Here is a 12,224-nt window from a genome sequence, read left to right on the forward strand (position 1 = left end):
GGTATCCCCCGTTCCGCGGATACGAAACCGGGCCGCCGCTCAGGTGAAACCGATGACTTCCTCACCCCAGGCCCGGCGGAGTTCCCGGTCGGGATCGGCGACGACCGCGTCGTTCTTGCCGATCAGCAGGGTCGTGCGATCCGCCTCGTCGTACCGCGGCCAGCCGACCTCCTCTCCCGTTCCGTCCGGGGTGCCCTCGGTGGCGAACGACAGCCACCGTCGCTGGATCCGCTCCGACACGTGACCGGCGGTTCGGTGCCCACCGAGCTTGAACGTGGGGTCGTGCGGGACCACGCCGAAGTTCCCGAAGACGTACGGCACCTCGGTGCCGTGGGTGGCGCCGATCCGCGCGGCGCGCAGGAACGGTGTCGCGTAGTCGAAGCGGTACAGCCAGGTCGGGGCGACGCGGCTGTGCGCTTCCGCGATCCACAGCGTCGGCATTCGGAACGCGGCGTCCCGCGAGATCTCCATGGCCGAGCGTTTCTTCGGGTAGTCGGGATATGCGGCCGCCACCTCGTGCTCCTCGTCTGCCGGGAGGTCGGGGTGATCGGCGGCGATCGCCACGAACATCTGGTGCACGGCGTCCGGGGTGATGGGCATCAGGGGCGACTTCATGAGCCGGAACATCGACGCCTCGTCCTTGTTCGTCCCGATCAGCAGCGGAATTCGGTGTGCGAGGCCTGTGCGGAATGCCGCGACAGGGTGGTGCGGGACCACGTCGCCGTCGACGGTCGGGGCAACCGCCAGGGTGCCGGGGACCCGTGCGGGCACCTGCTGGACGAGTTCGACGCAGGCCTTGGTCAGCACGTCGACGGGCAGGTCGCGGAGTCGGCTCGCGTCGGCGGGCGCGATGTCGAGCAGCTCGAGGAACGATTCGGCGATGCTCGCGGCGCGGTCACTGCCGTAAACGGACGTCGCGGGCGAACTCTCGGCGATCGCACGGTGGAACAGTCCCTCCGCCGGTGGGGACGTCATCAGCGTGGTGACCGCGCCGCCACCGGCGGACTCCCCGAACAGCGTCACGTCACCCGGGTCGCCGCCGAACGCCGCGATGTTGTCGCGGACCCAGGTCAGTGCCGCGATCTGATCGCGCAGGCCCAGGTTCGTGTCGAACGGATGCTTCTCGGTCGAGAACGAGGAGAAGTCCAGGAATCCCAGCGCACCGAGCCGGTAGTTGAACGTGACGACCACGACGTCGCCGCGTTCGACCAGACGAGTCGGATCGAACATGCGCTGTCCGGACGAACCGAGGTAATACGCCCCGCCGTGGATCCACACCATCACCGGCCGCGCTCGCTCCGTGTCCGTCGCGGGGGCGAAGACGTTCAGGGTCAGGCAGTCCTCGTCGATGGTCAGACCGGGGTCGATGGGCAGCGGGCCGTGCTCGTTCTGCGGCGCGATCGAACCGAACCGGGAACAGTCGCGCACCCCGGTGAACGGTTCGGGCGCGCGCGGGGCTCGGAGCCGCCACTCGCCGACCGGCGGCGCGGCGTAGGGAATGCCTTTCCATGACCGGACGCCGTCCAGGCGGACACCCCGCAGCGTCCCCTGGCCGATGGTCACCTGTGGGTCCTCGGTGCGCGAAACCATGCCGTCATCTTCGCCCGGGACGACCGCCCCCGGAGTCCGATCGGGAATTCCTCCGGCCCCGGACCTGCAGCGACCGCCCTCTCTGGCAGACTGAATCAGTGAGCCGGGCGCATGCCCGCACGCTGGAGGAACCGATGCGAGACACAGTGCCCGATACGACGCGCTCGCAGGCTGTCGGCAGGTCGGCCGCGACGTTCGCGACCCTCGCCGATCTTCTCTACGCGGGTCAGGATTTCGGGCACGTCCACCAAGCCATCTGCGACGCCGCGCCACTACTCGTCGAGGGCTGTGACCACGCGAGCCTGATGCTCCGGGAGGGATCCCGCTACGTGACGGCCGCGGCCAGCGACGACGTGGCCGCCCGCGTCGACGAGTACGAGCGCGACGAGAACGAGGGACCGTGCGTCGATGCCATCGTCAGCGACACGCCCCAGTTCGAGACGGACCTCTCCACCACGTCGCAGTGGCCGCGGCTGTCGGCGCGGGTGCTGGCCCACACGCCGGTGCGCGGTGCGGCCGGATTTCGCATGGTCATCCTCGGGCGCAAGGTCGGCGCCCTCAATCTGTTCTCCGACACGGCGGGAGCCCTCAACACCACGTCCGTCGAGCAGGGCATCATGCTCGCATCGTTCGCGGCGGTGGCGCTGGCGGCCGTCCACGAGCACGCCGAGGCCGAGACACTGCGGGCCGGCCTGACCAGCAATCGTGAAATCGGGAAGGCCGTGGGTCTGCTGATGGCGTTCCACAACATTCCCGAGACTCAGGCGATGGAGATTCTCCGCACCACCTCGCAGGACATGAATCTCAAACTGGCGAAGGTGGCGCAGGAAATCGTCGCTCACCATCACCGGAAGGTGACCTGACCGCTGTCAGTCAGTCCACCTCCGGCGCATCGGGGTTACCCGCGATGCCGAGCATGGACAGGAGCATGCGGCAGTCTTCGGCGTCGAGTGACTGGGCAGCAACGACCCGCTGCGCCCTCCACACCTGCCCGGCGTCGAGCTCGTCGTCCACATCGAGATCTGTCCGCTCCGATTCCGACATTCGCCCTCCAATGCGGGTGCGTTCCAAGACCGTTCACCTCAACATCTGCCACCGGATGGTAGTCGGTGTTTCGGTGTCGCATACGCACATCGGGAATCGAAGTCGAAACGATACAGACGTCGTTCCGCCGCCGTCGCACCGAGCGTGCCGCGCGGCACACTCCGGAGACGAAAGTGACAGCGGCACAACATATATCAGGAAGTTGCCAGCGCCCGCAGCGGCTCACTCAACTCGTTGGCGAAGAATTCGAAGAAGCCGTCGACGTCCGGCCCCGCGTTGATCAGCGCCAGATGATCGAACCCGGCATCGACGAAAGTGCCTGCCACCTCGAGGTGCCGCCGGACGTCCGGACCGCACGCCATGGCGTCGCGGACGTCCTCGGTGCGGATCGACGACGCCGCCGCCTCGAAGTTGATCGGATTCGGCAGTTCCGCTTGAACCTTCCATCCGGTCAACCCGAACCGGAACAACCGATGCGCCGACTCGACCGCGGATTCCTCGTCACGCGCCCACGCGAGGGGCACCTCCCCGTACTTGGGCCCCGACCCACCGGCCCCGGCATAGGCCTTCACGAGGTCCGGATCCGCTTCGGTGGCGAACAGTCCGTCGCCGAGTTCCGCGGCGATCCCGACTGCCTCCGTGCCGCCCGCAGCGACCGCGATCGTGGGCGGCACGTCGGGCAGATCGAAGACGCGTGCGTCGTCGAGGGTGAGGTGCTTGCCCTCGTACGAGTGGTAGCCGCCCGACCACAGCAGGCGGATGATGTCGATCGCCTCACGAAGCATCTGGTGCCGGGTGGTCACCGACGGCCAGCCGCCACCGACGACATGCTCGTTCAGCCGTTCCCCCGAACCGAGTCCCAGGGTGAACCGGCCCTCGCTGAGGACGGCGGTCGTGGCCGCGGCCTGCGCGATGATCGCGGGGTGATATCGGACGAACGGGCAGGTGACACCGGTCGCCAGACCGATCCGGTCGGTCCGTGCCGCGGCGGCCGCGAGCATCGACCACACGAATCCCGAATGTCCGTGACTGTAGAGCCAGGGGTGATAGTGATCGCTCACCTCGACGAAGTCGAAGCCGGCCCGTTCGGCTTCCACCGCCTGCCGCACGATCTCCCGCGGATCGAACGTCTCGGCCATCAACTTGAACCCCACCTGCATGTCGTCGTCCCTTTCCTCGAGTTCTGCGAAGGTTTCCCGGATTCGGGCGCGCTCACACAAGGCGACCCAGCGACGACGGCCAGATCGGCGCCCACAGCACCAGCACGCCGATCGCGATTCCCGCCAGCACCAGCCGGGGTCCGCGTCTGCGTAGCGTGACACCGAGCGCCACCACGGCACCGAGGACGATCGCCGCACCGGCGGGCCCGGAGGGCACCGGAATCGAGGCACCCGGAAGCCGCGCGCCCCGCTCGGCCACGGTGACGAGCCACCACAGCGGCCACTGGGTCACGCGCACCACCACTTCCGCGACGGGAACACTGACCCCTGCGATCAGCGCGGTGACCGCTCCGGCCACGGTGATCACGCCGACCACGGGGGCGACCAGGATGTTCGCGCAGATGGACACCAGGCTCACCGTCCCCGCCATCGCGGCCACGATCGGAGCGGTGACGGCGAAGGCGGCGACGGACACCGCCACCGTCTCGGCCACCGCCCGCGGCCAGCCGCGGCCCACCAGCACGTCGACCCCCACCGGCGCGATCACGATCAGCCCTGCAGTGGCGGTTGCCGAGAGAACGAAGCCGAAGTCCACCGCCAACCCCGGTGACCACGCCAGCAGGGCTATGACACCCGCTGCCAGCGCGGGCATCGCCTGTTTCCGCCGTCCGGTCACGAGCGCCAGCAGGGCGACCGAGCCCATCGCCGCGGCGCGCAGCACGCTGGGTGACGGTCGCGCGATCACCACGAATGCGATCAGCGCCGCGGCAGCCAGCGCCGCACCCGCGCGGGGACCGAGTCCCACCCCTCGGACCAGGAGCAGCACCGCTCCCAGCAGGATGCTGACGTTCGCCCCGGACACCGCCGTGAGATGCGTCAGTCCGGTCGCGGTGAAGTCGTCCTTCACCTCCCGGGGCAGCGCCGAGGTGTCGCCGACCACCAGCCCCGGCAACAGTCCTGCCTCGTCGGCAGGCAGGACGGCGGCGGCAGCGGCGAACCGCGCACGCAGGGCGCCTGCCCACCGCTGATGCGGTGGCGCGGGACCGACGTCCGCGGGCGGTCCGGACACCCGGACCGCGGCCAGGCTCAGGTCCCGGTGCCGCGGAGGGCTCACCTGCCCGCGCAGGACCACAGCCTGTCCCGGCAGCAGTCCGAGCCACCCGTCCGCCGGGGCGAGGACGACCACCGCACCGCCCGAGTGGATCGTCTCGGTGGCCCGGCGGATCTCGACGACGTTCGCGTTCACGAGGACGTGTCGTCCGAAGCCGGCGATCTCCCGGGGATCGTCGGCAAGGGTGACGACGAGCGTCACCCACGTCTCGTTCCGGGCGAGTTCGGTCATCGGGTGCCGTTCCGCGGCCTGAACACGCCAGGCCACCCCTGCAGCGCAGCAGGACCCGAACAGCAGTACCGCCAACGTCCCGGCCGTCCACCGTCCCGGCCCCCGCAGGGCGCATCCCGCGGCGAGGAGAACCGCCGCTCCCGACAGGATCGCCACGAGGACCCACGCCGCCCGGGAGCCTCCGAGGATACCGATCAGCGTTGCCGCCCAGCACATCCCGGCGAACGGAAGAAGCCGCAGGTCGAGGAGCCGCGGTTCGTTGTTTCGCATCACAGGGTGACCTGGCCGCGCAGTTTCTCCAGCCGCACCGGCCCGATCCCGTCCACCTCCCCCAGTTGCGAGATGTCGGTGAATTTGCCGTTGGTCGTTCGCCACGCGACGATCGCCGCCGCCGTGACGGGTCCGACACCGGGAAGTGCATCGAGTTCCGTCTCCGTCGCCGTGTTGAGGTTCACGAGCCCTCCGCCCGTGGCGGCCGGTGCGCCGGCGGGCCCCGGTGATCCTGCGGAGGCACCGCCCACCGCGCTCGGTGGCGCCTGGGTGGTCGCGGCACCTACGAGCACCTGATCGCCGTCCGAAAGTCGTTGAGCCAGATTCAATCCGAGGGTGTCACCGCCGTCGCGCACTCCCCCGGCAGCGGCGAGAGCGTCCGCGACCCGGGAGCCCGGTGGCAGCCGGACGAGACCGGCCGACGCCACCAGTCCCACGACGCTGACGACGATCTCCTCCGCCGGGGCGGGTGCCGACGCCGCCGCGGCGGGAGTCGTCGTCGCCGGTGCCGGAGTCAGGGAATGCACTCCGGCGGCGGGTAACGACGGGACGGCCTGCGTCTCCGGCCGATCGCTGCGCACGCCGAGCACGGTGGCCGTCGCGACGACGATTCCCACCACGATCAGCACCAACGCCCCGGTCCGCCCGGGATCGAATCGTGCGTCCCGCCACCGGTCCGGCAGCGAGAATCCGCCCCGGCGGCGGTCGGCGGACCACGTCGTGTCGCCGTCGAGGACGGTTCCGCTCGGCTCGGCCAGCCACTCCGGCGCCGCCGGTGTGTCGGGCGGCACCGCATCGCGTTCCCCCGACGTCAGGAACGCGAGCCGGGTCCGGCCCCTCGAACGTTCTTCCCTGATGCCCATGGAGGCGACGGTAAAGTGCGCCGCCCACAGAATCGCCGCGACGACCAGGCTTTCCGAATCGGCCTGTGGATCAGTGCGAAGTTGTGGATGAATCGCGGTCTTCGTGGTGCAGGGCGGGTTCCGGGCACAGCACGATGCCGATGGCGCCCACGCCCACGTGGGCGCCGATCACCGAGCTGAAATCGGTGACGACGAGGTCACTGACCTGCGGAATCCGGTCCTTCAGCTGCTGCGCCACCGCTTCGGCGCGCTGCCGGGCGTGCATGTGATGCACAGCGACGGCCGTCCTGTCCAGACCTGCCAGCTCCACCGCGGCGTCGACCATCCTGGCCATCGCCTTGGTCGACGTGCGCGTCTTCTCCTTCAGAACCAGCCGGCCGTCCACGAGATGCAGCACCGGTTTCATCGCCAGTGCGGTACCGAGCAGTGCGGCGGCGGTGCCGATGCGTCCTCCGCGTCGCAACTGATCGAGCCTGTCCACGACGATCAGGCAACGCCCGCGGCTCGCGACGTCGACCGCCCGCCGGTACGCCGTCTCGAGGTTCGCACCGTCCTTCGCGGCCCGCGCGGCCTCGAGGACCGGGTAGCCCAATCCCATTCCGGCGGACTGGGAGTCGACGATCCGCACCCGGCCGTCGAATTCCTGTGCCGCCTGACGACCTGCCTCCCACGTTCCGGACAGCTGCCGGGAGATGTGCACCGCGAGAACGCCTGCGCCCTCACTCAGCTCCAGCGCTGTCGCGTACGCCTCGGACAGCTCGCTCGGCGACGCGCCCGACGTGGTGACGCCGGCAAGATCCTCGGGGAGCGCGTCGATTCCCTCCCGGAAATCCTGGCCGCCGCTGAGGACATGGAGTGGGACCACCTGGATCCCGTACTGCTCGACGAGTTCGGGCAGGATCGAGGCCGAGGAATCGGTGACGACGACGACGGGCATCGGACTACTCGGCTCCGCTCGACACCGGGTCGGCCGAAACCGCACCCTCGGCGGAGTCGGGAACGACTCCCGCCGCGCGGAGCGCGGTCAGCATCGCCGCGGCCACCCCGGTGTGTCCGTCCCAGCCCCAGTGGATGCCGTCCGGATTACCCTGATCGCTGAAGACGTTGGCGCGCACCGCCTCCGCCAGGTCGACGAGGGGCACGTTCTTCTCCTCCGACCACGCCGTGATGGCGGCAACGGCACCGGGGCGGCCCGCATGCACCTTGCCGTAGGCCTCGCTGCGATGCACGGACGGCAGGGTCCCGATGACGGGCAACTCGGGCCGCATGTACTCGAGCGCAGCCCGTGAGCTCTCCAGATATTCGACACTCAGCCGCGGGGGCAACGCCACCGGCCATCCCAGCGGGGACAGCCTGGGCTGAAGCCACTGGTAGCCGGCCCGCACGACGCGGCGCAGCGCGGGCGGGCGGACGTAACGCAACTGTTCCCGCAGCGCCGTCGGGAGCGGGGACGGAAGGGAGTCCATGCCGCCGACCGCGAACACGACGGCACCGGCGCGTGGAACCGCCGACCACACGCGTGGGTCCTGGGTCAGCGCCCACCACACGTCGCGGCTGGTCCAGCCGATCCGCGCCACCAACTCGACATCCCAACCGAGTTGACGTGCAACGATATTGGGCCAGATGTCGGGGTGGTCGGACGGGAGACCGCCCTTGGGTCCGTAGTACGACAGCGAATCGGCGAGCACGAGCAGGACGGGGCGTTCCCCCGAGCCGGCATCCACGTCAGAGGACGTCACTGGCCACACTCGCAGAAGCGTTCCACACGTCGAGGCGCCAGTTGAGCGAATCGGGGTTTCCGTACGCGCTCAGCTGCACCCAGCTGGTGTTGCCCAGCCCGCCCAGCACCGGCCAGCGGTCGACGGGCAGATCCAGCAGGGCGGCGGTCAGCGCGGCGATCACACCGCCGTGCGCAACCAGGACCACCGGCTTCTCCGCCCAGTCCTCGTGCTTCTCGACGAGTTCGGCGACCACCGGCTTGCTGCGGCGGGCGACGTCGATGCGACTCTCCCCGCCGGGCGGTGCCCACGTCGCGTCGCCGCGCCACGTGGCGCGGGCGCCGGGTGCGCGGGCGTCGACGTCGAGGTGCGTGAGCCCCTGCCAGTCACCGAGATGCGTCTCGCGGAGGCGCTCGTCGATCTGGACCGGCAGACCGGCGTTGTCGCCGACCTCCACCGCGGTGTCGTAGGCCCGCCGCAGATCGGAGGACACGATGGAGATCGGTCTGCGACCGACGAGCGCGGTGGCGGCGGCGCGGGCCTGCGACCGCCCCAGCTCCGACAGTTCGGTGTCGAGCTGACCCTGCATGCGATTGTCGGCGTTGTACTCGGTCTGCCCGTGGCGAAGCAGGATCAGACGTCGCGGGGAGCGGGGGGCATCCGTCACAGCTCGGGCTCCTCCGCCTCGGCGGCGGTGCCCGCACCGTTCGCGTCGGCCGGGCCGTGCAGCCCGAGACCCTCGACGGGCACGGTCGGGCAGTCCTTCCACAGCCGGTCGAGTGCGTAGAAGTTGCGCTCCTCGTTGTGCTGGACGTGGATCACGACGTCCACGAAATCGAGCAGTGCCCAACGGCCTTCGCGGGTGCCCTCGCGCCGCACCGGCTTGTGACCTGCCTCACGCAGTCGATCTTCGATGTTCTCGACGATCGCGTTGACCTGTCGCTCGTTGGGGGCGGAGGCGATGACGAAGCAGTCGGTGATGACCAGCTGCTCGGAAACATCGAGCACCACCACATCGGAGGCCAGCTTCTCGTCGGCAGCCACTGCCGCGATGCGTGCCATCTCGATGGCTTCGGTCGTTGCGCTCACGCGATGTTCTCCCAGTTCGGTTCGAAAAGTGCTGACTAACTCTTGGTCTTGTCCGGGGCCGGTTCGGACATCGTCGTCGCGCCGTCGAGGCGCTCGGAGTCCGGTGGCCGGTACAGGTTCCGTTTGGAGATGTACTGGACCACACCGTCCGGCACGAGGTACCACACAGGACGGTGTCGACTGGCACGCCGCCGACATTCCGTCGAGGAGATCGCCAGAGCCGGGATCTCGATCAGCGTGACCGCGTCCTCCGGCAACGCGTCCAGGTGACCGGCCAGATGTTCGGTGTTGAGATCGAATCCCGGGCGCGACACCCCGACGAACTTCGCCAGCGAGAACAGTTCCTCCCAGTCCTGCCAGGACAGGATACTCGCCAGGGCGTCCGCACCGGTAATGAAGTACAGCTCGGCGTCCGGGTGGTAGCTGCGCAGATCACGCAGAGTGTCGACGGTGTAGGTGACCTTCTCCCGGTCGACGTCCACCCGGCTGACGGAGAAACGCGGATTCGACGCGGTGGCGATGACCGTCATCAGGTACCGGTCCTCGGCCGGGCTGACGCCCTTGCCCTGCTTCTGCCAGGGCCGGCCGGTGGGCACGAAGACGACCTCGTCGAGGCTGAATCGATCTGCCACCTCACTGGCTGCCACGAGGTGACCGTGATGAATGGGGTCGAAGGTGCCGCCCATGACTCCCAGGCGGCGCCGACGCGCACCCGCTGCTCCCTGTTCCACGAGTGACGAGCTTACGTGTTCACACCGGCAGCAACCCGGCGACCACCGACGCCAGCTGCTGAGCGGATCGGCATTCGTGCATGCTGATGACCTCGTTGTACACCTTGGCCGCCGAGTCGCCCGTTCCCCACTGACCGCGGGGCTCCGGGTTGAGCCAGTGCGCGTGCTTCGCCACCGACACGAGCCGGGCCAGGGCCTCCAGATTCGGGTCGCGGTAGTTGTTGCGGCCGTCGCCGAGCACCAGCAGCGACGTCCGCGACGTGATGCTCTGGGTGAACCGTTCGGCGAACACCCCGAACGCGTTGCCGTAGTCGGAGTGCCCGTCGTAGCCGACCAGGTCGGCTTCCCGGATCATCCGCGACATGGCGCTGCCGAGGTCGGCTCCCGCGTCGAAGAAGCGGGTGACCTCGTCGGTGGTGTCGATGAACGCGAACACCCGCACCCGGGAGAACTGCTCGCGCAGCGCGTGGACGAGCAGCAGGGTGAAGTGGCTGAAACCCGCGACCGAACCCGACACGTCGCACATGACGACCAGTTCGGGGCGCGCCCGCCGGGGCTTGCGCTGGACGAGGTCGATGGGCACACCGCCGGTGGACATCGACTTGCGCAGGGTCCGGCGCAGGTCGATCGAACCGGCCCGGTTGCGGCTGCGCCGCACGGCCAGCCGACTGGCGAGCAACCGGGCCAGCGGGGTGACGTTGCGTTTCAGCGCCGTCAGTTCGGCGTCGGACGCGCGCAGGAAGTCCACTTCCTCGGCCAGCCGGGGCACGCCGTACGACGCCACCCGTTCCTTGCCGAGGTTCTCGGCCGACCGTCGCCGCGTCTCCGTCTCGATCATCTTCCGGAAGTCGGCGATCCGCTGGGCGGCGGTGCGCTTGGCCACCTCGGATTCGTAGCTTTCCGTCGTTCGGGCTTCGCCGTCCTGCTGATTGCCCAGGAGTCCGTCGAGGATCTTCTTCAGCAGGGTTTCCGGTGCGACGTCCCGCAGCGCCTGGTACGCGGAGAACGACGGGCCGTTCGCCGACTGGTACTGCCCGAGTTCCTCGACCATCTGCGCGGTCAGGAGTTCGGTGAGCTCGATCGCCTCCGGCGACCCGTCGGTGAGGAGTTCGACGATCAGCTCGCGCAGTGCCTCGTAGTCGATCTCACCCTTGGCGTTCCGCGGCAGACTCGTGTCGATGGCCCCGTCCGCCCGGCTTCCGACAGCCGCCGGGAACCAGAGTTCGAACAGCGCGTCGAACGTGGGCCGGTGGGTGGGTCGCCGCAGCAGCGCGCACGCGAGACCCTCGCGCAGTGATTCGCGGTCGAGCAGGTCGAGGACCGACATCACGCGACCGGCGTCGACAGTCTCGGACGGTCCGACCATGATGCCGCGCCGCCGCAACGCCTCGACGAAGTCGACCAGATGCCCCGGCAGCCCGTGCGGCGCCGCGGGACCGCCCGGCTTCGACCGGGACGCGAGTGGACCACCAGCAGCCATGGGGAAGTCCTTCAGTTCAGTCGCAGCTCGGCAGCGGCCCGTAGCTGGTCGGATTGGTGTTTGAGGACGACACCCATCGTGGCGCGGACGGCGTCGTCGTCGAGGGTGTCGAGCCCGAGCGCCAGGAGTGTGCGACCCCAGTCGATGGTCTCGGCGACCGACGGCAGCTTCTTCAGCTGCATGCCGCGCAGCACGCGGATGGTCCTGACCAGCTGCTCGGCCACAGCCTCGGGCAGCTCCGGTACCCGGCTCGCGAGGATCCGCCGCTCGAGTTCGGCGTCGGGGAAGTCGAGATGCAGGAACAGGCAGCGGCGCTTGAGTGCCTCCGACAATTCGCGGGTGGCGTTCGAGGTGAGGACGACGAACGGCTTCCGCGTAGCCGTGATGGTGCCCAGTTCGGGGACGGTGACCGCGAAATCGCTGAGCACCTCGAGGAGCAGGCCCTCGATCTCGACGTCGGCCTTGTCGGTCTCGTCGATCAGCAGCACCGTCGGATCCTCGCGCCGGATCGCGGTCAGCAGCGGCCGCGACAGCAGGAACTCCTCCGAGAAGACGTCCGCCTTGGTGGAGTCCCAGCTGTGGTCGCTGCCCGCCTGGATGCGCAGGATCTGCTTCGCGTGGTTCCACTCGTACAGCGCGCGTGCCTCGTCGACGCCCTCGTAGCACTGCAACCGCACCAGCTCGGCGCCGGTGGTCTCGGCGACGGCGCGGGCGAGTTCGGTCTTACCGACTCCGGCGGGACCCTCGATGAGCAGGGGTTTTCCGAGCCTGTCCGCGAGGAACACCGCGGTCGCGGTGCCCTTGTCGGACAGGTACCCGGTTTCGGCGAGCCGAGCGATGACGTCGTCGACGCTCGCGAAGAACGGCGTCGTGGTGGGCAGTGCGCGATCCACGCTCGCTCCTTTCAGATGGGGTGACGGGCAGAGGGGGCTGAGGG

General features: G+C 69.2%; 13 protein-coding genes. 1 reads left to right on the forward strand and 12 read right to left on the reverse strand.

The window, feature by feature from the left end; all coding sequences use genetic code 11:
- Positions 1 to 39: 39 nt before the first annotated feature.
- Positions 40 to 1,590 (reverse strand): carboxylesterase/lipase family protein, encoded by a 1,551-nt coding sequence (locus G9373_RS34370; protein WP_054246740.1) that lies wholly within the window; start codon positions 1,588 to 1,590, stop codon positions 40 to 42.
- Between the two features lie 134 nt (positions 1,591 to 1,724).
- Between G9373_RS34370 and G9373_RS34375 the strand changes: the two genes are divergently transcribed.
- Complete coding sequence (locus tag G9373_RS34375) at positions 1,725 to 2,453, forward strand: GAF and ANTAR domain-containing protein (RefSeq protein ID WP_054246739.1); 729 nt, start codon at positions 1,725 to 1,727, stop codon at positions 2,451 to 2,453.
- A 10-nt stretch (positions 2,454 to 2,463) separates the two neighbouring features.
- On the opposite strand, the gene G9373_RS34380 is transcribed toward G9373_RS34375, so the two are convergent.
- The 11 genes from G9373_RS34380 to G9373_RS34430 form a co-directional block, all read right to left on the reverse strand.
- Positions 2,464 to 2,634, reverse strand: a complete 171-nt coding sequence (locus G9373_RS34380) for a hypothetical protein (RefSeq protein ID WP_005261277.1) — start codon at positions 2,632 to 2,634, stop codon at positions 2,464 to 2,466.
- A 194-nt stretch (positions 2,635 to 2,828) separates the two neighbouring features.
- Positions 2,829 to 3,794: an LLM class F420-dependent oxidoreductase gene (locus G9373_RS34385; RefSeq protein WP_005560615.1), complete on the reverse strand. Its 966-nt coding sequence runs from the start codon at positions 3,792 to 3,794 to the stop codon at positions 2,829 to 2,831.
- 52 nt (positions 3,795 to 3,846) lie between these two features.
- Entirely contained in the window at positions 3,847 to 5,406 is a 1,560-nt protein-coding gene (locus G9373_RS34390; RefSeq protein WP_064080300.1) for a ComEC/Rec2 family competence protein, read from the reverse strand.
- On the reverse strand, positions 5,406 to 6,269 hold the full coding sequence (locus G9373_RS34395; RefSeq protein WP_007299470.1) for a ComEA family DNA-binding protein: 864 nt from the start codon (positions 6,267 to 6,269) through the stop codon (positions 5,406 to 5,408). Before G9373_RS34395 ends, G9373_RS34390 begins: the two co-directional genes overlap by 1 nt.
- A 70-nt stretch (positions 6,270 to 6,339) precedes the next feature.
- Positions 6,340 to 7,206, reverse strand: a complete 867-nt coding sequence (locus tag G9373_RS34400) for a DegV family protein (protein WP_005563505.1) — start codon at positions 7,204 to 7,206, stop codon at positions 6,340 to 6,342.
- Between the two features lie 4 nt (positions 7,207 to 7,210).
- Positions 7,211 to 8,023 (reverse strand): diglucosylglycerate octanoyltransferase, encoded by an 813-nt coding sequence (locus G9373_RS34405; RefSeq protein WP_206033012.1) that lies wholly within the window; start codon positions 8,021 to 8,023, stop codon positions 7,211 to 7,213.
- Positions 7,995 to 8,576: a histidine phosphatase family protein gene (locus tag G9373_RS34410; RefSeq protein WP_231137945.1), complete on the reverse strand. Its 582-nt coding sequence runs from the start codon at positions 8,574 to 8,576 to the stop codon at positions 7,995 to 7,997. The genes G9373_RS34405 and G9373_RS34410 overlap by 29 nt, the downstream gene beginning before the upstream one ends.
- Positions 8,577 to 8,650: 74 nt before the next feature.
- The gene (gene rsfS, locus G9373_RS34415; RefSeq protein ID WP_206033019.1) at positions 8,651 to 9,049 is read right to left on the reverse strand and encodes a ribosome silencing factor; all 399 of its coding nucleotides are present in this window, start codon (positions 9,047 to 9,049) and stop codon (positions 8,651 to 8,653) included.
- Positions 9,050 to 9,111: 62 nt separating this feature from the next.
- Complete coding sequence (nadD, locus tag G9373_RS34420; RefSeq protein WP_257237499.1) at positions 9,112 to 9,771, reverse strand: nicotinate-nucleotide adenylyltransferase; 660 nt, start codon at positions 9,769 to 9,771, stop codon at positions 9,112 to 9,114.
- 55 nt (positions 9,772 to 9,826) lie between these two features.
- Entirely contained in the window at positions 9,827 to 11,287 is a 1,461-nt protein-coding gene (locus G9373_RS34425; RefSeq protein ID WP_005261285.1) for a VWA domain-containing protein, read from the reverse strand.
- Positions 11,288 to 11,298: 11 nt separating this feature from the next.
- On the reverse strand, positions 11,299 to 12,195 hold the full coding sequence (locus G9373_RS34430; protein WP_005248049.1) for a MoxR family ATPase: 897 nt from the start codon (positions 12,193 to 12,195) through the stop codon (positions 11,299 to 11,301).
- Positions 12,196 to 12,224: the final 29 nt, after the last annotated feature.

This window comes from Rhodococcus sp. A14 (assembly GCF_011603105.1).
Taxonomy (GTDB): Bacteria; Actinomycetota; Actinomycetes; order Mycobacteriales; family Mycobacteriaceae; genus Rhodococcus_F; species Rhodococcus_F opacus.